21 protein-coding genes are annotated in these 20,440 nt (G+C 37.1%); 7 read left to right on the plus strand and 14 right to left on the minus strand.

Features of this window, described 5'->3' with window-relative positions; translation table 11 throughout:
* The first annotated feature begins 48 nt into the window (after positions 1–48).
* The gene (locus ACTHOQ_RS00800) at positions 49–240 is read left to right on the plus strand and encodes a hypothetical protein (protein ID WP_440493752.1); all 192 of its coding nucleotides are present in this window, start codon (positions 49–51) and stop codon (positions 238–240) included.
* 131 nt (positions 241–371) lie between these two features.
* On the opposite strand, the gene ACTHOQ_RS00805 is transcribed toward ACTHOQ_RS00800, so the two are convergent.
* The 13 genes from ACTHOQ_RS00805 to ACTHOQ_RS00865 all read right to left on the minus strand — a co-directional run bounded on the left by ACTHOQ_RS00805 (position 372) and on the right by ACTHOQ_RS00865 (position 13,305).
* A complete protein-coding gene (locus tag ACTHOQ_RS00805) occupies positions 372–1,943 on the minus strand; it encodes a Na/Pi cotransporter family protein (RefSeq protein WP_440493753.1) in 1,572 nt (523 codons plus the stop codon).
* A gap of 113 nt (positions 1,944–2,056) precedes the next feature.
* Entirely contained in the window at positions 2,057–2,320 is a 264-nt protein-coding gene (locus tag ACTHOQ_RS00810; RefSeq protein WP_440493754.1) for a hypothetical protein, read from the minus strand.
* 69 nt (positions 2,321–2,389) lie between these two features.
* On the minus strand, positions 2,390–2,653 hold the full coding sequence (locus ACTHOQ_RS00815) for a thymidylate synthase (protein ID WP_440493755.1): 264 nt from the start codon (positions 2,651–2,653) through the stop codon (positions 2,390–2,392).
* A 12-nt stretch (positions 2,654–2,665) separates the two neighbouring features.
* On the minus strand, positions 2,666–3,196 hold the full coding sequence (locus tag ACTHOQ_RS00820) for a tubby C-terminal domain-like protein (protein ID WP_440493756.1): 531 nt from the start codon (positions 3,194–3,196) through the stop codon (positions 2,666–2,668).
* A 10-nt stretch (positions 3,197–3,206) separates the two neighbouring features.
* On the minus strand, positions 3,207–4,985 hold the full coding sequence (locus tag ACTHOQ_RS00825) for a glycerophosphoryl diester phosphodiesterase membrane domain-containing protein (protein WP_440493757.1): 1,779 nt from the start codon (positions 4,983–4,985) through the stop codon (positions 3,207–3,209).
* A gap of 167 nt (positions 4,986–5,152) precedes the next feature.
* Entirely contained in the window at positions 5,153–5,317 is a 165-nt protein-coding gene (locus ACTHOQ_RS00830; protein WP_440493758.1) for a DsbA family protein, read from the minus strand.
* A 119-nt stretch (positions 5,318–5,436) separates the two neighbouring features.
* Positions 5,437–6,798, minus strand: coding sequence for an aspartate kinase (locus ACTHOQ_RS00835; protein ID WP_440493759.1), 1,362 nt, complete (start codon positions 6,796–6,798; stop codon positions 5,437–5,439).
* A 374-nt stretch (positions 6,799–7,172) separates the two neighbouring features.
* Positions 7,173–8,024 carry a DegV family protein gene (locus ACTHOQ_RS00840; RefSeq protein ID WP_440493760.1) on the minus strand — a complete coding sequence of 284 codons (852 nt, stop codon included), beginning with the start codon at positions 8,022–8,024 and terminating at the stop codon, positions 7,173–7,175.
* A gap of 235 nt (positions 8,025–8,259) precedes the next feature.
* Positions 8,260–8,556 carry a hypothetical protein gene (locus tag ACTHOQ_RS00845; protein ID WP_440493761.1) on the minus strand — a complete coding sequence of 99 codons (297 nt, stop codon included), beginning with the start codon at positions 8,554–8,556 and terminating at the stop codon, positions 8,260–8,262.
* A 289-nt stretch (positions 8,557–8,845) separates the two neighbouring features.
* A complete protein-coding gene (locus ACTHOQ_RS00850; protein ID WP_440493762.1) occupies positions 8,846–10,978 on the minus strand; it encodes a type IA DNA topoisomerase in 2,133 nt (710 codons plus the stop codon).
* A 397-nt stretch (positions 10,979–11,375) separates the two neighbouring features.
* Complete coding sequence (locus tag ACTHOQ_RS00855; protein ID WP_440493763.1) at positions 11,376–12,164, minus strand: ABC transporter permease; 789 nt, start codon at positions 12,162–12,164, stop codon at positions 11,376–11,378.
* The gene (locus ACTHOQ_RS00860) at positions 12,161–13,069 is read right to left on the minus strand and encodes an ABC transporter ATP-binding protein (protein WP_440493764.1); all 909 of its coding nucleotides are present in this window, start codon (positions 13,067–13,069) and stop codon (positions 12,161–12,163) included. Before ACTHOQ_RS00860 ends, ACTHOQ_RS00855 begins: the two co-directional genes overlap by 4 nt.
* The gene (locus ACTHOQ_RS00865; protein ID WP_440493765.1) at positions 13,069–13,305 is read right to left on the minus strand and encodes a PLD nuclease N-terminal domain-containing protein; all 237 of its coding nucleotides are present in this window, start codon (positions 13,303–13,305) and stop codon (positions 13,069–13,071) included. Before ACTHOQ_RS00865 ends, ACTHOQ_RS00860 begins: the two co-directional genes overlap by 1 nt.
* A 113-nt stretch (positions 13,306–13,418) precedes the next feature.
* Between ACTHOQ_RS00865 and ACTHOQ_RS00870 the strand changes: the two genes are divergently transcribed.
* The 3 genes from ACTHOQ_RS00870 (at position 13,419) to ACTHOQ_RS00880 (ending at position 15,750) form a co-directional block, all read left to right on the plus strand.
* The gene (locus ACTHOQ_RS00870; protein ID WP_440493766.1) at positions 13,419–13,964 is read left to right on the plus strand and encodes a helix-turn-helix domain-containing protein; all 546 of its coding nucleotides are present in this window, start codon (positions 13,419–13,421) and stop codon (positions 13,962–13,964) included.
* Between the two features lie 199 nt (positions 13,965–14,163).
* Entirely contained in the window at positions 14,164–15,222 is a 1,059-nt protein-coding gene (locus ACTHOQ_RS00875) for a diguanylate cyclase (protein ID WP_440493767.1), read from the plus strand.
* Between the two features lie 135 nt (positions 15,223–15,357).
* Positions 15,358–15,750: a glucosamine 6-phosphate synthetase gene (locus ACTHOQ_RS00880; protein WP_440493768.1), complete on the plus strand. Its 393-nt coding sequence runs from the start codon at positions 15,358–15,360 to the stop codon at positions 15,748–15,750.
* Positions 15,751–15,782: 32 nt separating this feature from the next.
* On the opposite strand, the gene ACTHOQ_RS00885 is transcribed toward ACTHOQ_RS00880, so the two are convergent.
* A complete protein-coding gene (locus tag ACTHOQ_RS00885) occupies positions 15,783–16,298 on the minus strand; it encodes a sigma-70 family RNA polymerase sigma factor (RefSeq protein ID WP_440493769.1) in 516 nt (171 codons plus the stop codon).
* A 587-nt stretch (positions 16,299–16,885) separates the two neighbouring features.
* Here ACTHOQ_RS00885 and proB point away from each other — a divergent pair.
* The 3 genes from proB to ACTHOQ_RS00900 are packed head-to-tail and all read left to right on the plus strand — an operon-like array spanning position 16,886 to position 20,204.
* Positions 16,886–17,968, plus strand: a complete 1,083-nt coding sequence (proB, locus tag ACTHOQ_RS00890) for a glutamate 5-kinase (RefSeq protein WP_440493770.1) — start codon at positions 16,886–16,888, stop codon at positions 17,966–17,968.
* Positions 17,969–17,992: 24 nt separating this feature from the next.
* Positions 17,993–19,246: a glutamate-5-semialdehyde dehydrogenase gene (locus ACTHOQ_RS00895; protein WP_440493843.1), complete on the plus strand. Its 1,254-nt coding sequence runs from the start codon at positions 17,993–17,995 to the stop codon at positions 19,244–19,246.
* Positions 19,247–19,292: 46 nt separating this feature from the next.
* Positions 19,293–20,204 carry a DMT family transporter gene (locus tag ACTHOQ_RS00900; protein WP_440493771.1) on the plus strand — a complete coding sequence of 304 codons (912 nt, stop codon included), beginning with the start codon at positions 19,293–19,295 and terminating at the stop codon, positions 20,202–20,204.
* Positions 20,205–20,440: the final 236 nt, after the last annotated feature.

Here is a 20,440-nt window from a genome sequence, read left to right on the forward strand (position 1 = left end):
ATTGTATTCCATAATAAGTCATGTTAGAATTTTGCAGAGGTGAAGTTCGTGAGCATCATAACAGCAGGACTATTAATATCATTTTCAGGCATTATTGTCGTATGTTTAGGTTTATTCGACGTAATACCAGATGCTACCAAAACATTAAATTATGTATTTATTGCCATTGGGTGGGTATTTATTCTAATCGGAATTATTGTCCGTATTGTCGGCATGAAGTTGGAGCGGAAACATAAATAAAATGAAATAGGCTGTGCCGAAAGTCAATTTGACTTTTAACACAGCCTTTCTCCGTAATAAATTATGATGCGGCTATAGTTGGCCATCTCAATGATGGATTTCCAACATTGATTTTTGAAAATCCCGATTTTTCATTCTTCATTAATAGACTGGAATTCGGCCATGCGAGCGGTTGCACGCCAATAATGGTAAATAAGCCGGTCAATCCATAGTAGTGCATCCACTTTTGAAACGGCTAAATCCAATTGTGTTTCGTTCGCTACAGAGCGCTCGAAATATTGAATGCGCTTGTTGCGGCGCTCCCGTGCCACTTGCTGGGATGTTTCTTCCAATATTAATGAAATATCCAAAAGCTTCTCGTCTTCATTTAACCTTTGATTGATTGTAGACAGCATCTCCTGCCATTCCTGCATTAACTTTTCCTGCAACGAAAGTGCCTCCACCTTTTGCGGCTCGCGCAACACTTTAATTAAGCGATGCAAATGATCAAGTGTATGTAAAATCGATATAAGTTTTTGGCGCTCCCGCTTGGAAGTGACTAAAATTTTATCTAAAAACTTCCTTGTAATTTCCAGTGCTTCTTCAATTTCCAGCATTGTCTTCTCGAATTCCACGGTTACTTTTTTCATATTCATTAATAACTGTTGCGCATTAGTAAGCTCTACCATAATGTCACGCATCGTTTTAAAAGATACTTCAATCGCTGCAGATGGCATCTCTGCTAAACTGTCATCCAAATCCCGTGTTAATGCATTTTCGCGCTCCGGGACGAGCTTCATCAAAAAATTCGCGAAAGGCCGCATAAGCGGAATAAAGATAAGGGCCCCGAGTAAACTAAACAGCGTATGGAAAATTGCCAAGCCTATTGTTTGATCGAAATGTCCCGAAATGAGCTCCGTAAACCATTTTGTAGCTTGCACAAAGTAAGGGAAGATGATTGTTACAATGACTGCTGTCAAAACATTGAACATTAAGTGTGTAAGTGCAGTGCGCTTCGCCGAAACAGAAGCCCCGATTGATGCAAACAATGCAGTTGCAGTCGTTCCGATATTTTGTCCGATGACTAAATAGGCAGCCTGCTCAAAGTCGATCGCCCCTGCAAAAAGGGCGGTTAATGTAGCCGCCATTGCAGCACTTGACGCCTGCATAATAACTGTCATCACAACACCTATTACAATTAATAAAAAAATTGAGATAAATGAATCTGCCGGAATGGAGTCAAAGGCAATTAAATCCTGTGCAGAGCCCATCCCTTGTTGAAGCATATCAATACCGAGAAACAGCAATCCAAACCCTGCAATGACATTTCCGAATTTTTTCACTTCATGCGGGGCGATTAATGACATAAATACACCGATGCCGATAATCGGCAATGCCATCGTTTGCAGGCTGATTTTAAAGCCAATCAACGAAATAATCCACCCCGTGCTTGTGCTCCCAATGTTTGCTCCAATAATGACCCCAATGGATTGGATAAAAGTCAGCAAGCCCGCACTGACAAAGCCAATCGTCAATAAAGTGGTCGCTGTCGACGATTGGACGAGCATCGTCATAATTGCACCGGAGATTACAGCACTAATGCGCCCTTTCGTGAACGTATTCAACCATCTTTTTAAAGCATCGCCTGCAATTTCTTTCAGTCCATTTGTTAACATCGTCATTCCGAGCAGAAATAGACCAATCCCACCAAAAATTGTGAGCATTTCATCACCGCCAAATTGAAATAATCATTAAAAACTTATCGTACCATTTTAGTTACAAAAATTTAACAATTACTTTACAATTTAGAGGAATATTGCCTTTTCAAAAGGATTATTTAAAGTAAATCAATGAGTTCCTGTTCAAGTAAATGATGCTTCACCCCATAAATATCCACCTCATAAGTAATTGTACCGCTTCCGCTTATTTGGATATTTGTAATTTCGCCTGCTTTATTTAATATATGCGGTTCATAGTATTTACGATAATGATGGAGTTCACTATCAATTTGTTCATCGATCAATTGCACCTTTACACGATCCATAAGCTGAAACTTTGGCTTACAATGTTCATGTTCAAGCTCAAATAAACTTAGCTGCACCAAAAAAATTCACCTGCCAAAATGTATTCAAAAGTACATTTCGACAGATGAAGCTAAATTCCTTTATTCCTAAAAATCGATTTCATTCATTTGCGGTGCCGGCAATACAGTTTCATTCTTTTTTTGTTCGGGTTTTAAATAAATGACAAGCTCTTGCTGGTATGTGCCGTTTTCCAGTAAATAATGATCAAGCGTATGGCTATCATATTGATATATGCCGAATGGGAACGATACATTATCGCCTTTGACCGCCGCCAACAAACCCGCAACATCCCCGCTTACCATTTGCAATACTTCTTCCGCCGTTTCGGTCAATACAAATACTACATTCATCTTTTTACTCTCCTATACACCGATAAATAACGTTGCTTGGGCAATCGCGATATAGAACGCCGGATTTTGAACAGGCGCTTCCTCCGACAGCTCAAATGTCATGGCGAAGATATCTTTTTGCTCTTCATATACAGCAAGCCATCTCGCTATAACCGTATCATTGACGATAAAATTTGACCAGTCTTCCATTTCTTTTTCGATTTTCATTTTAAATGTATTGCCTGAAACAAATAATTCAGGAACTCCGATACGCCAATTCTCATAATTGATGATATATCTTTCGGTTGTTAGCAAGTCTGTCGCTTCAAACCATACTTTCCCCCGCCGAAAAATTTTCTTCGTTTCAAATATTGATTTGCCTTCACTCGTTTGTACAGCGTACTTTAAAAAATAGCGGTAGTCAAAATAACTATCGAATAGTTTTTTTAAGCTATTGTCATATATGCGCTGAACATATAGTATTTGTTCGCCTGATTCATCGCAAATAGGCTTGGGTAAAGTCGATTTTATATCGCCCTCAACCTCGTACGTAAAAGTTTGCATCAAGTTCTCCTTAGTAAATAATATTGATTTTATTGAGAATGCGTCGCAAAAAATTCGTTTGCTCCTCAAATTCTCTGCGTATTGATAACGCTTTGTCCGGATGGTCTGTAATGACTGCATCCACATTTTGTTCATATAATTGCTGCATATCGCGTTTATCGTTAATCGTCCAAACAAATAGCTCCTTATTTTGCTTTTGCACTTGTTTTTGAATATTATTCGTTGCAAACGACTGCTCAATTGATATAAAGTCGGCTGTCGTATCCGGTAATTTCCCATAGGCAATGGAATATATATAGCCTGTATGAATGCGCGGTTCCATCTGTTCCAATAGCTCCATCACAGGTAAATCAGGGGATTGAACATAATGATAATCCAGCGCATCATGCCGGTCAAGCTGTGCTATGAAACGCTGTAGAAAGTCATCTGTTTCAAATCCGTGTGTTTTCAGCTCTATAAGCAATTTTATATTCAATGCACGGCTGACTTCAAGCACCTGTTCAAAAGAAGCGATTTTATCTGCATGCCCTTTTGCGATCACTACTTTTTGTGTCAGTTCCTCCAATGTTAAACCTGAGACAAGCGACACATCGTTTGTCAGGCGTGAAAGGGCTTTATCATGAAACACGACAAATTCGCCATCCTTTGTTTGCTGTATATCGATTTCAACCATGTCTGCTCCTGCTTCATTTGCCGCTTCAATGGCGCTTATCGTATTTTCAACAGCTTCCTCCGCAAATCCTCGATGGGCTACCACAACCGTATCAGGCTTGTAAACCGACTTTTCCAAGTTTATCAAATTAAAACCGCTGGCAAGGAAGAATGCGTAAACTGCAATGATAAATGTCCATTGACGTATCGTTTGCCTAAATGATTCTTCCTGAATGATCAATGGCTTATGCTTGGTCAATTGAAACGCCACCATGACTAGGAGTTGGGAAAAGACAATTTGCAATACCGAGAAGAATAGCAGGATGATGCCTTCCGCAAGTGTTAATGTAAAACTTGCCGCGACCAGTCCCCAGCCAGGCATCAACTTTTCGATAAGGAATAATGGAAGGAATGCAATCACCAATGCAGCAAACAAAAGAGTCCAATGCACAGCTATAATCAATGCAAACATCCCGATTACTTCGGCAAGCTTGCGTTTCGAAAATTGCCAGCTTGCTTTCATTGCATCATAGATGGACATCCATTGATTGATCGTGAAAAACGGCCATGTAAAAATAAGGCGCAATCCGATAAAACCTAAAAGCAGCAACAGGACAACATAAAAAATCGTTCCTTGTCGTGTATTTAACAATTCAGCCACTATGAAACTCGGAATATCCAAGTTTTGAAAGAGCGAAATCGGTAAAATCGATGAAATTAGCGGGATTAATAACAATAAGTAAACAACAATGAATAAAGTTTGCAGGCTGAGAAAATACACTACTTTTTGATTCAGTCTTTTCAATAACCCTTTCCATGTATAAGGGATTGCGCGCTGTTGATGGTAAGCGAGCAGCATTAAAAATCCAAGCTCATAATAAATGAATACAATACCGATAAACATAATAATACTTAAACCAATCAATGTGTATGGGTGTGTCAGTAAATAAGGCAGACTACTTTCAGTAATCGTCTGTACACCTGTAGTATCCATAATAAGGGCGACAATCAATGAAAAGAGCGGCAAGACGAAAAATGCCTGCACAAACCGCAATATAGCAAAACTGCGAATATAATCGACCCGATAATAGTATAAATTGCGAAAAATTAGTTGTAAAACTCGTTTTATTCTATCCAAAAGACTTCCTCCGACTTTTCTATTCTATAGTGAACTCGTCATAGTAAAGTAGATTAATACTATGAACAAAAGCTTACGTTTATTTTCCTTACTTGGTAAATGCTAATCGGCCAATGCTTTTGCCTAAGCAATTTTCTTAAATACTACCATTCTAGCAATGCTTCTTCCTAAGGAAATATTGCTGCAGTTGATGCATTTGAATTCAGCTCGCAGTCTTTATATTCGATATTGATTTCTTCCGTTAAATTAAATTGTTCGATTACCTGGAATAAAATCGTTTTTACAATATAGCAAAACGGACATGCGAAATCTGGAAAAATTTCTATTTTCACGATAAATCCCCCATTCTTTTTATGTAATAACCCTTCATTAATACAGCTTTATAATACATTACCCAAAAATCCAAAGAAAAAAGCCGAACCCGTTCTGGATTCGACTTGTTATTCTCCTGTTAAGCTGATGGAATTGTTGCAAAAAATTCTTCGTAAAGCCCTTTTAAAATTTGGTTCTCATATTCAGAACGAACGCCAAATACTAAACTCACTTCCGATGAACCTTGATTAATCATCTCAATATTTGCGCCCGTCGATGAAATAGCCGCTGCTGCACGTGCTGCTAGGCCGGTATTATGACGCATCCCTTCCCCGACAATGACAATCATCGAGAAATTATGGCTGAAATGTACATCATCTGCACATAGCTCTGTTTTCACACGTTTTATAATGCGTTTTTCAATTTCAGGTGACAGCTGATTTGAACGCATTATTACTGAAATATCATCTAAACCTGATGGCGTATGCTCGTATGAGATATTTTCCTCTTCAATAATTTGCAGAAGCTTGCGACCAAAACCAACTTCGCGATTCATTAAATATTTTGATACATATAAAATTGAAAAACCGCCGTCTGCCGAGATGCCTGTGACAGGACGATTCGATTGTGTGCGTGTTGGTAAAATAAGTGTCCCTGGCGCTGATGGGTTATTCGTATTTTTTATATTGACAGGAATGCCTTGTTTATAGACCGGCATTAATGCTTCATCATGGAATACCGAAAAACCCGCATAAGACAATTCACGCATTTCACGGTAAGAAATTTCCTTAATATCTACTGGATCATTGACAACTTTAGGGTTTGCCGCAAATACACAATCGACATCCGTAAAGTTTTCATAAAGGTCCGCCCCGACTGCCGATGCCAAAATAGAGCCCGTAATATCAGATCCGCCACGATCAAACGTACGTAAAATACCCGCTTTCGTATAACCGAAGAAACCAGGAAACACAATGATTTCTTTTGTATCCTTCAATTCGCTTAAGTTTGCATAAGCTTCCGGCAATGCATATGTGCGCTCAGGTATATCGTTTAAAATTAATTTTTCTTTCGGGCTCACATACTTTGCCGGCATTCCAACAGCGTTAAAATAGCTCGCGATTAATTTCGCATTATTATCCTCGCCGCTTGCTTTTATATTATCAATAAATAATTCCTTATTTACATAATGTTCCGCTACTCGCCCGCGTATATCTTGCTCGATAATATCAGTAGTTACATTGTCTAAGCCAAGCTCATCTGCAATATCCCGATAGCGATTTACTACGATTTTTATTTTTGATTCAACATCGCCTTTTTCTACTGCGGTGTTTGCTAAATCGATCAATAAATCCGTCACTTTAATATCATCACTTGAACGCTTACCAGGCGCAGAAACAGCGACAATCTTTCTTTCAGGATTAGATTTCACAATGTTTGCTACTTTTTTGATTTGTTCTGCACTCGCGACAGATGTGCCGCCAAATTTACATACTATCATCTCATCAGATCCTTACTTTCAAAATTGATATTTGTACTCACCGAAAAAACATTTGACTTTACACAGTGTACAAATTTATCCTACTCCAGTCAAGACTATTCAGTAAATTCATTAATCTATTTAGTCAAAATACGTATATTTCATGGTTTTGTCAATATATTATATGAGATTTTTATAAATAATTGATAAATTTGCATCGTTTCAATGTCATAATTCCCATTGAAAGACAAAAAGAAGAGAGCGCCATTCATTATAACACCCTCTTCCCCCAATATAAAAACTTTTAATAAAATCGCTTGATTATATTCGTTCATCAACAATCCTATTGCTATTGACACATTATTACATTCACTTTTCCCGCCATAACGATCCTTTTACCGTTCAATTCCGGCTATTCCCAATCCGCCAGGTCCTATATGTATGGAAACCAATGTGCCTGCCTCTATCCAAACAATGTCGCGGTAACCCATTTTTTCAATAAACCGATGAATATATTGTTTAACTTTTCCGCTAAAGCCTAAAGAATACGTTAAATATATTTGCTCTTTACATAGTTCAAACTCAGCGAAATAATCAGTCAAAAAACTTTCCATTACATGTTGGAGCTCACCTTTATAATGCTTTACCAGTTCTAGCTTTCCGCTGTCTATTTTTACTGAAGGCCAACTGTTTTTCGGGATGTTTTCGATATCGTATGTATTATTGACTTTTCCGCCTGCTTTTAAAAAATCTATTTCTTTCGTTATACAATGAACTTTCACTTTAGAAATAATGGATTGTATCTTTTCCAATAATGAAGGGATATCAATAAAGGGATCTTCTTCCAAGGTTTTTGCGGCAAATATGACAAGTGCAGTCAAACCTATTGCGATATTTTTCGTATCAATTAAATATATATTCGAAAATTTTTTTGCTATCATTTGGGCATTTTGAAAGGATTCTGTTAAATTTGATGCATTCCCGAAATGTATTATGATGCCATTCGGATGTTTTTCCTGGATGGATGAGAAAAAAGCTTCATATTCCTGTAAACTCGTAGCGGAAGTTGCCGGTATCATTTTAGTGCGTTCATAATAATCCAGTGTTTCATGTATCGATACTTCACTATCCAAATATGGAACACTATCCAATACAACATGCATCGGAGCAACATAAATACCATATTTTTCGGCTAGGTGCTTTGGTAAATCAGAGCTGCTTTCTGTGGAAAATACAATACGTTCCATCAAGTTTCCTCCTAACATATTAATAGCGATCCCATCTATCATTATATTACACCATATATTCCCAAAATAAAATGACAAGATTTTCGCTTTTACGATCAAATCAAAAACACTACGAAAAAAAAGCCGGCAAACAATGATTTACCAATGTTTGTCGGCTATAGATTTGGTACTGAACTTTGATTTCGCCAAGTTCTTTTAGAAGAGGCACTTTAGTGGAACAAACCTTTTAAAATAATTAAGGTTCTCCAATCCCTGTTGCAACCAATAATAGAAAAGTGAAAAATAATGCTATTACATTTGCGCTTAGCCCGAATAATCCCATCAATAATATTCTTATACGCCCAGATGGTATTGCCATGAACAAAGAGCTAACAGCAAGCAGAATACCGGTAATCCCTAAAATGGCAGAAATAATGATCTCCATGTGCATATCAGCACTCGGTTCCCACGGGATATTAAATAATATAATACTTATGATCACTGGCATTATAGAAAAAGCACCTAAAATTGTCCCCGCTTTGCTTTTATCCAAAATTCTTATTCCCTCCAGATGTGAAGCATTGTTATTTAGGTTCATTATTCGTTCATCACCATGACATGAAATTTTGTCATCCCTAACTTTTGGTGAAGAGCCTCATTATTATAAATTCGGCTTTGCTGCCAATTCCGCCTATAATGGAAATACTTTCAACAAATATTATAAAAACTAAAACTTATTCTTCCCTCAATCGACTATATATACAAAGGAGGAAATCAAACACCAAAGATAACCCGTTTTTTAGAAACAAAATTTCCAGTGAAAATTGCAACATAAATTCTTGCTATTTTTTTGCATTAAATTCAAACTCGATTTTACCTTCCACTAATCGAAGGGCAGCGCTGAACTGTTTTCCGTTTTTCGATTTGAAACCTTTAATCTCTGCCGTTTTACCAACGGAACTTAAATCCTTAATATTCTTTTCAGTAAGCTTCTTCCCTAATATTCGTTCAGGGAATGTTTGTTTACAGCCATTTTTATAATCCGAACAGCCATAAAAATTTCTTCGTAAACTGATTTTGCCAATTTTACATGCAGGGCATAGTGCAATATTCTTCGCTGCCGGCTTTGCAAATTTCTCCGCATCTATTGAAAGTTCGGAAAGTTGATCAGGTACTTCCAAGATTAGCTGATTAATAAACTTGCCTATATTATCAATGAAGTGTTTTGCAGAACCTTCCCCCCGTCCAATCTTTTTCAAATAGATTTCCCATTTTGCTGTCATTGACGGACTTGAAAGCAATGTACCTTCAATCGCCCTGCATAAAAGTTCCCCTTTTGGCGTAATATAGACGATATTTTTCCTTACCTCTATAAATTCATGCTTCTTGATTGTTTCAATAATGCCGCTTCGCGTTGCTTCTGTACCGATTCCTTCAACGGATTTCAGTATTTCGATTTCTTCTTCATTCTCTACCGACTTCCCGCATGTTTTCATCATCGTAATGAGCTGCCCTTCTGTATAAGGCTTTGGAGGGGTTGTTGTACCTTCAATAATTGCAATTTTACTTTGCACTGTCTCGCCTTGTGCAACAATTGGCAGCGTTTCCTCACGTTCTTGAAGATTTTTATCATTTGCAAATAATTCTTTCCATCCTTTTACAAGCTCTGTTTTACCGACGGATTTAAACTCCAGATTTTTTATATTAGTCAAAATTGTTTTTTCATCATATTCATAATCTTTATGGAACATTGCCACTGTCGTATTTAAAACTTCGAAATAAATATTGCGCTCGTCTTGCGGCATCGATTGCAGCGCTTTTTCTGTCGGGACTTTTTTCGTCGGAATGATCGCATAGTGCTCCCCGACATTGGAACTGTCGACAAAACGCCTATTGTTCGCTCTTGAAATCGGCGTGAATGATTGATTAATAAGCTGCTGGAATTTTGGCAATGCATCATTCAAGTATTCATACTCATTATGTGTAATAAGTTGTGAATCCGTACGAGGATATGATACTAATTTCTTCTCGTAAAGAGATTGTGTAAGTTTCAGCACATGTGCAGGGCTATATTTCCAGCGTTTATTTGCGGTCGCCTGCAAAGTTGATAACGCATGGAGTTTTGGAGGCTGAATTCGCTTTGTTTTATTTGTTACGCTCGTGATTCGGCCAGTATCGACAGGTGAAATACCGTGATGTGCCAACAATTGCTCTGCTTCAGCCCTTACCTTTGTTTTAATTTTCGCTCTCCCTTTATACAGACCGTTTTGAGCTTGGAAAAGCCCTTCGATTTCATAAAAATTTTCTGGCTTAAAATTCTCTATTTCCTGCAGCCTTTTGTAAATTAAATATACTGTCGGCGACTGAACGCGCCCTATCGAAATGCTGCCTTTGAAGCCCTTTTTTTGAAGAAGCAAAGTATATAATCGGCTGCAGTTCATCCCTACAAGCCAGTCGCTGATTTGACGTGTCTTTGCTTCTTGGTACATAAGCAGATCACGGTCGTTGCTTTCCATCCTATTAAAGCCTTTTCGAATTTCATCAACCTCCAAGGAATTGACCCATAGGCGTCTTACAGGCTTTTTAACTTTCGTCATTTTATAGATTGAATAAAAAATATTCGATCCCTCACGCTCTGCATCACAGCCGTTATAAATCATCGTTATTTGCGGATCATTAAAAACCTTTTTCACTGCATTAAACTGTGTATACATTTTGCTTGCAACTTTATCTTCATATTTATCCACCATAATAGGCAAGGATGTGAGCGACCATTTTTCCCATTCTTTTTTATATTCTTTCGGCTCCTTCAATTCGACGAGATGACCAACAGCCCATGTTATGATCGCTCCATCAGGAAATGTGGGGCAAGGTTCCAATTCTATATATGTTTTCCCTTTTTGTTTTACTTTAAATGCATCTGCATAAGCTCTCGCCTGCGATGGTTTTTCAGCTAGAATAGCAATTTTACCCATTTTTCATCACATCTTCTTTTAAATATTTTCGTATCTTTTATATTAAGGAAATTGTTACTTTCAATTTTACTTGATCCTAATCATATTTTCACTTAAGAAAATCTCAGGAACAAAGTGAACAGCTATATGTTTCTTTATTCAGCTAAAACATTTCATTGGTTGCCACAAACATGAAAACAGAAATATAAAACAACCAGTTATCATAGTTATAAGATAACTGGTTGTTAATAGTAAGCAGAACTATGAAATTTGAATTTTCATCAGAAGGAGAACCCTATAATAGACAAATATGTTTTTAAAATAGCTAATGATATTTAGAATAATTATCTTTCATATTTGGTTGACGTTGATTCGACAATACTATTAAGGGATCTTCTGCACTCCCCCTCCCTCACCATCACTCTTTATAATATTTCTTTTCGGAAATCCATTGATGGGAAATGGTTATAGTTAAAAACACCCGTATAATGGTAATCAATATATTTCCATATAAATAAGGATCTACAGAACCAGTTATCAATATCTTCACAGCATGCTGGCTCATTCCAGCCGGATTAAACAAATCAAGCATCGGAGATAAACCGCAGACTATTTTTAACATAAGCAAACAGACTATGCTAATTAAAGCTATGACTCCCTGTCCATTAAAAATCGTGCTAATCATAGCTGTATATGTAATCACAAAGAATATCCATAAATTATAACAAACTAGCGCCATCATCATATTAAGCAATGATATATTATTAAACAAAAAATTTACGTATAAATATGATACTAAATATCCGAACGTCACACTAACAGCCACAATCGAGAAATTGGAAAACAGCTTCCCGCCAATGTATGATCCTACCTTTACAGGTCTAGTTAAAATAAAGTCAAGCATCCCATTTGCCTTATCCGACTGTATAATACCCATCATGGAAATAACAATAATCATAATTCCTAACTGATCGAATTGCGACCCAAGAGTAGCAGCCATTACGTGTGCCCCATCCTGCTGAGTCATTGAAGGATCAATAGTAATACCTTGATTTCCTCCAAGTGCCGTTAAAATTGAAGAAAGATAATATGTGACAACGGGTTGTGTCGCCCCTAAAAACATAAAAACAAGCGGTAGCCATATTACTTTAAAATCCCGGAACATTTGTACATATTCTTTTTTTGTTAAAACATATAAAGGGGTCATACACTCACCACCATTTTTAAAAAGATTTGCTCAAGCGTATTACTATTTCCAGCTTCAAACCGGACTATATCCATATTATTATCGATTGCATCGCGTATTAGCATATTTTTATTTTCCTGGACATTATCGAGTGTGATTTTTGCTTTTCTCCCGATTATTTCAACACTTTTTACATATGGAAACTTTTCAATCAATTGAACCCAAAGCATATCTTGAGATGCAATTTCAAGATAAACAGCAGATTCAAGATTGCGTGTTAATAGTTCCTCTATTGTTGTATCTTCAATTTTCTTTCCTTGCTTCATAATTACAAACCGTTCACATATTTCCTCTGCATCACTCAAAATATGAGTAGAAAATAAAATAGTCGTTTCGTGTTTAATTTCTTGGATTAAATTTAAAACTTCCCTCCTGCCGATTGGATCTAATGCGGAAACTGGCTCATCCATCACAATAAATGATGGTTTGTGTAAAAGTGTCTGCGCAATTCCCAATCTCTGCTTCATTCCTCCTGAAAATGCTTGAACTTTCTCATTTTGTTCATTATATAGCCCTACTTTTTTTAAGATGGCCGGAATTTCATCAACAAGTGTTTCATAGGATATGCTTGAAAGCTGCCCCATAAAAAAGAGTGTTTCTTTAGCTGTCATCCAATAAAAAAATTCAGGGTATTGCGGTAGATAACCAATTTCTCTTTTCATAGTCGATATTTTTTTTCCGCCAAGAAGCACTTCCCCTTTATCTGCATATAAAATATTAGCTATTATTTTAATTAAAGTAGATTTCCCAGCACCATTTGGGCCAATGAGTCCTACACATTGGCCAGTTTCGACTACCATTGAAAAATTGTTGACTGCTGTTTTTGCATTGAATTTTTTGGTCACATCCTTGATTTCCAATTTCATTACGCTCTATCCCCTTTTCGTCCGATAGTAAAATACAAAATTGGCCCAATCGTATTAAAAAATAAAATTACCATGGTCCATAAAAGTACATTTCCCCTCGCCTTTCGATGGCGATATAAATCAATCAATGCAACTAAAATAAGAATGAGGCTAACTATTATAAATGGTAGGGCAACCTGTAGTACAACCATCCAATCAATATCTTTCAAATCATTTAATCCATGATGAAGCTTCAATAAAATCATTCTCTAAACTTAATTATCATTACCAATAATGATAATATTCTCATTACAAATAATATTTTTTATGCCACGTGAAGTAAATTACTATTAGAAAAGGAGAAATCGAAGTGAATAAAGCTGAAATATTAATGCACCCTGTAAGAATAAAAATAAGCCAGGCACTTATGTGTAATAAAGGAAATGGCCTAACACCCCTTGAAATGGTGAAAATTATTAGAGACGTTCCACAAGCAACACTATACCGGCATATTCAATTATTGCTTGATGCGGGGATTATCAAAGTAATTAAAGAAAAAAAGGTAAGGTCCGTCACGGAAAAATACTATGTTCTTAATGAAAATGCCGCACGCCTTGACTCAAATGATTGGAAAAAAGCGCCGATAGAAAAGAAGTTAAGTTATGTATCATATTACCAACTGTCTTTATTGTCACAATACCAAAATTATCTTTCCTCATTAAATAAAAGGAGCTGCTCTGAAGATCGTGCGACATTCTCGCTTTTAGAATTAAATATTGGGGAAGAAGAATTTGAGAATTTTCAACGTGAATTGAACGATTTGTTACTTAAGTACTTTCAAAGTGAAAACAACAAGGAAAACGCCATTACACGTACTATAGCTTTTACTATTATTCCTGATAGCTATCAAGATTGACAATTAAATATTATTATATTTGTATAGGTGTTTCGCCATTATGGAGAAACACCTATACAAAAATTTACACCGAGGTAACTTATCCTTCAATTTAATCGGCGGACTGTTTATAATTGATAGTTAAAGCTATGGATTCATAAGAAATTTAACATATCCATCAGTTCAACATGCAAACTAAAAAAGAAAGGAAGTGAAATTTATGATTCAATCAATTTTATCCAATTTGGCTATTATACTAGTAGGCCACTTACTCATGAATATGCTCGTAAATCAAAAAAATAGATTTTCCGGCAAGTTTTTTTCCTTATGTGTTGTTTTGCTTTTCTCAACCGTCATTATTATTCTGTTTTATTTGCCAATTGAAATCGATGGCTACAAGTTTGATTTGCGATTAATACCACTTATATTTTTGGTTATATTCAGAGGGTGGAAAACCGCCTTGGCCACCCTTGCGATTGTTTGTATTTGGCGCTATAGCATGGGCGGTGTCGGTACACTGCCAGGTATATTAGCCGGTATGGTCGGTCCAACTTTATTTGTAATTCTTTTGCACTCCTTGAAATTTAAACTGGATAAACTGCATGAAAAAATTTTTCTCCTAACTGTTTGCTGGTTTATATCCGATTTCCCCATTGTTTTTATTATTCCGGATGGATGGGAAGTGTTTAAAGGTTTCTTTTTAATTCGCTATACCTCGTTCCTTATTGTTGCTTTTACATATTATTCGTTTATTAAGGCAGAGCATAAGAAAGAATATTATAAAAACGAATTGGAGAGAATGGCTTGGCATGATCCACTCACGAATCTTCTCAATAGAAAGAAATTTATCGAATTACTGGAGGCAAAGACAAGCGTTTCCGGGAAAAACCGATATATCGCCATGATTGATATTGATCATTTTAAAAATATAAATGATACTTATGGGCATATAGCCGGTGACGACGTGCTGCTCCAGCTTTCCGCCATATTTAAGAAACAAAAGGGGAAAAATATGATTTTCGCCAGATATGGGGGCGAAGAATTCATCGTTTACTTGGAAGCAGCCAATTTGGATGAATCTATAAATACTTTGGAACACCTGCTTCAGCGTGTCCGCAGCACGCCATTTGAAATAGATGGCAAACATGAACTTTATCTTACTCTTTCAATCGGTTTAGCAACATTGGATAAAAATGCATCATTAAAAGAAGTCATTTATACTGCAGACCGGCTTTTATATATCGCAAAAGAGAAAGGGAGAGACCAATTAATCTCTTAAAATAATTCGAGACAATAAACCCGCACCGCCTTTAATAAGACAATCGTTATTTTTTCGAGATAAATATTATCTCGATGTAGAAAGTTGCGTGAAACGGATGTTATACTAAATATTACATAAAGGGGGATTTTTTAAATGGGGAAAAAAAAGCGCACAATTTTCTGGATTATACCAATTGGGGTTATTGGTATCTTTTTTTATTTTTTTGGCCCGCAAAAAACAGTTACCGATAATGAATATATTTCATACATACAAGCTACTCCAGTCATAGAAAAGAGTGATGTCATGACTGGAGATGCATTTGCAAACTATTGCGAAAAAGGTCGTTGGGAATATTTCCAAACGAAAATGATGGAACATGTTGTTGAGTTTAAAGGTGATTGCGAAATTGAAAATAAAGTACAGTCGATTAATTTACAATACGTTGTTGAAAAGGGGCAAACCGAATACCGCATTGGTGCTATGCTCGTCAACGGTGCACAACAAAGCGAACAACAACGTACAGCTTTTTTAAATACATTAAAATAATATACGACAAAGTGGGGGCTTCTTTTTAGCCTTCACTTTTTTCGTATCTCCCCTATTTCCCGTCCGTTTTTCTTTTCCCTCATCATCCTTACCTTTGCAAATAATCGCTGGCGCCTTTTCTTTATCGTTTCATATTGAATATTGTATTTTTCAGCAATTTCTTTCAGAGACAAATCTTCCTGGAACATTGCAGTTAAAAGAAATTGTTCCTCGTTAGCCAGCTCAAAAAACCATTCCGGCCATTCCAGACCAGATGGAACGAATGATTGCTGCCCTATATTAAAAATCAGTTTTTCCTCTTCTGCAACTATTTCATGCTGTGAAACATAGCCGGATTTTGAGAGCTCGCGGATAATGGCATATTTGATTGCCATATAGGCGAACATCGCAAAATCCCCTTTCGTTTCATCAAAGTTTTTCATCGCTTGCCATAAAGCTATTCTTCCAATTTGCATATACTCCTCAAAATCCCGATAAATTTTCAGCTTAAAAATAACTTTTTTTATTAAGTCTTCGTTTTCAGCGATAAGCAGCTCGGCTTCCTGCATTTTTTCCAATCCTTAAAGCTGTGCACAACTAATATTCCTAGGTAATACAAACTTAAAAAATTATTCGGAAACAGGCAAAATCCGTTTTTTTCAAAAATTGCTGCTTAAAACAATGAATTATCTTATAATTCTGTTTTTTTATGTAATAAACTCCCTCAAAATTGGCATTTCCGACGTTTTTTCTCAATAAAATGCGCGGGGAGTTATTGACAAAAAACTGCACATCATGCATGCTATTAGAAAATGCAAAAGCATATTGAAGACGAGTACGCAGCAATTAGCTGAACAAGAGAGCACATTCCAGCGGCTGAAAGAATGGCACTGCAAAACCTGCCGAACCTACTTCAACAAGCTCCTAAAAAACTTAGGCGCCGACTCAGCGTTACGAGATAAAGTGGAATGTATTCAATACATTCAATTTAGGTGGTACCACGGAAAAAAGCACTTTTCGTCCTAATTTATAGGATGAGAAGTGCTTTTTTATATGTTAAAACATTAAAACTACCCGTTTTAGGATTTAGATTCTTCCATGCTGCACAACGGGACAATACAATACACCCATTAATTCATTTGAAGGAGGCTTTTTTATGGAAAGAAAACGTGTTGTTGTAAAAATCGGCAGCAGCTCATTGACGAACAATAAAGGCGAGCTCGATAATGAAAAATTTAAAGATCATGTAACAGCGCTGGCACTACTGAAGCAATATGGCCATGAAGTTATATTAGTTTCTTCAGGCGCGGTGGCTGCAGGATTTAGAAAACTGGGCTATTCTTCAAGGCCTGTGACATTAAAAGGAAGGCAAGCTGCTGCTGCGGTCGGCCAAAGTGTTCTAATCCAAGCTTATTCAGACTTATTTGCCGCATACAATGTTACGCCTGCTCAAATATTATTAACCCGTTCAGATTTCAGCGACAAACAACGATACAAAAATGCGTATGAAACTTTGTCCGAGTTGTTGGAACGCTCGATTATCCCGATCATTAACGAAAACGATACAGTATCTGTTGCTGAATTGACATTTGGGGATAATGACATGCTATCCGCTTTAGTAAGCGGCCTTATCCACGCAGATCAATTAATCATCTTGACGGACGTTAATGGACTGTATACAGCTAATCCATTGACAAATATTGATGCAAGACGAATAGACAGAATCGAGGAAATTACCGATGAGCTGCTCGGCTATGCCACTGGCTCCAGTTCCAAAGTTGGTACAGGAGGGATGCAATCAAAATTGGCGGCGGCAAAATTTGCAATTAATACAGGTGTGGAAGTATTTATCGGAACGGGATCAGGGTCTGATAAATTAATTGAAATTTTAAAAAACAATGGCGACGGTACTTATTTTCAACGCCATGAAAAGTTCACTCCTACAAATAAGCAATGGGTAAAACTGACGAAATCTTCCGGTAAGCTCTTTATTGACGAAGGTGCTGTTCAGGCATTGCAGCATGGTGGAAAAAGTTTGCTGCCTGCTGGTGTATATGCATATGAAGGGCAATTTGAAAAAGGTGATGTTGTAGAAGTTTACGATCGTCATACATGCATCGGACGCGGTGAAATTCTCTATTCATCGGCTGAATTGGAGCTTGCAATGGGCAAACGGACCGCCGAGCTCATGCGGCTTCCAGTAGAAGTCATTCACCGCAATCAATGGGTAAAAATTTAAGGAGGGATATTTGTGGCGGAAAAAATTATAAATGAAGTCATCGAGAAAGGAAAGCGCGCTAAAACGGCGAGCTTCGAAACGAATATGAAAAGCTCATCCGAAAAAAATGAAGCATTAAAAAGCATTGCATACCAACTAATGATCGATATGGAATTGCTGCTTTTTGAAAACAGAAAAGATATAGCTTCCGGCAAATCCAATGGGCTTGATGAATCGACACTCGATCGCATTTTATTGAGTGAAGACCGCATTCAAGCAATGAGTGATGCGATATTGCAGCTCGTCCAGCTGGAAGATCCGGTTGGTGAGGTTTTAGAGCATATTGTAAAAGAAAATGGACTTCAAATTACGAAAAAGCGTGTGCCGCTTGGTGTTGTCGGCATGATTTATGAAGCTCGTCCGAACGTCACTGTTGATGCTGCCACATTATCATTAAAAACAGGGAATGCGGTATTATTGCGGGGAAGCTCCTCCGCAAAATATTCCAATATAGCACTTGTCGCATCGATTCACCGTGCTTTGGAAACAGTTAAATACCCTAAAGATGCAGTATTGCTCATTGAAGATACGAGCCGTGAAACCGCCAAATCATTATTTACATTAACTGAGTATTTAGATGTCCTTATTCCACGCGGCGGAAAAAAGCTGATCGATTTAGTCGTGCGTGAATCGACTGTGCCGGTACTCGAAACAGGCGCTGGCAACTGCCATATTTATTTGGATAGTTTAGCCAATTTTGAAATGGCGAAAAAGATTTTAAAAAATGCGAAAACACAGCGTTTATCCGTATGCAATACTGCTGAAAGTCTGCTCATGCATAAAGACTTTTTCGATATTCATGGAAAGGATTTTTTAAATTATTTATATTTTGAGCTTGGCGTTAAAATATATGGCGATGAATATGTTTGCAGTGTATTAAACGAAGCACTTCCCGCATCGGAAGAACATTTTGCCGAGGAATTTTTGTCATTGACAATAAGCGTGAAAATTGCAGAAAATATTTTTGAAGCAATTCATCATATTAATCTATATGGAACAAACCATTCAGAAGCTATTATTACAGACGATCTGCAAAATGCTGAAGTGTTTTTAAATTCTGTTGATGCCGCAGCAGTCTATCATAATGCTTCGACACGCTTTACAGATGGTTTTGAGTTTGGTTACGGTGCTGAAATTGGCATTTCGACACAAAAATTGCATGCCCGGGGTCCAATGGGTTTAACTGCATTAACTTCTTCAAAATACTATATTCAAGGAAATGGACAAATCCGCGAATAAATTACGCCCTCATATTGCAGTTTTTTTATGAAAGTAGGTTCAGATTATGAATGTAAGCTCGATGATTAAGCTCACTATTTCCATGGCTATTTTCGGATCGATCGGCTTTTTTACAACACAGACAGGTTTGCCAGCTGTTGAACTCGTTTTTGTTCGCTGTATTTGCGCGACAATTTTTTTAAGCGGACTTTGGTTCATTACCGGTGGACATAAAACAGAAGTATGGAAAAAAGGCGAAATATTGAAAACACTGATTTGCGGAGTATTTATCGTATTGAACTGGGTATTTTTATTTAAGGCGTTTGAGGTGATGTCCATTTCAATTGCAATTTCCATCTATAATTTAGCACCGATATTTGTTTTAATGCTGGGCTCTGTCTTTTTGGCGGAGAAGATGGGAATACGCTCAATTTGCGCAACTGTCATTTGCTTTTTTGGAAGCATTCTTATTATCGGAGTTGACAGTTTTACAAGCGTTTCGCAATTTATGAATTCAGGCTTCGTCTGGGCACTGCTTTCCGCGATTTGCTATGCGCTGACGATGTTTACAAGTAAAACAATTCAAGGCATGTCTTCCTATGCGTTAACATTCGTCCAAACAATTGTCGGGATTGTTTTGCTTTTGCCGCTTTGCGATTTTGCCGCATTCGATAGTTTAACAAATATGAATTGGCTATACATAATTGGCACAGGGTTTATTCATACTGGTTTTGTCTACTATTTATTTTTTGATAGTATCCGGGATTTACCGACCGTTATTGTGTCAGTGCTCGTATTCGTTGATCCGGTCGTTGCCATATTGCTGGATGCCATTTTATTGTCATTTCGTCCAAGCCTTTTGCAAGTACTGGGGATTGTGCTCATTTTCGGAAGTATTTTATACACCGTCTTTTACCCAGAGCAATCTGCAAAAGCGCTCAAATCCGGAAATTCGTCAATTGCGTCTCGCCGTAATTGAATCCAGACTTTTGGAGTATACAGGTCTGCATGGCGTATGTTAGTAAGCCTTTATCGTAGAATATGATGGTTTTAGGCTCATTTCAACTTGCCGTTCCTTAAAAAATTTTGTAGCATCTGTCATAGGCATATATTTACTTAGCGGGTGTTTGAAACACCCGCTAAGTGTAGATAAATTTATAAGCTCTGAATAGTAAGCGTTCGATTAACGCACACTATTCAGAGTTTATTTTCTTT

The organism is Solibacillus silvestris, assembly GCF_051967575.1.
Lineage (GTDB): Bacteria > Bacillota > Bacilli > Bacillales_A > Planococcaceae > Solibacillus > Solibacillus silvestris_B.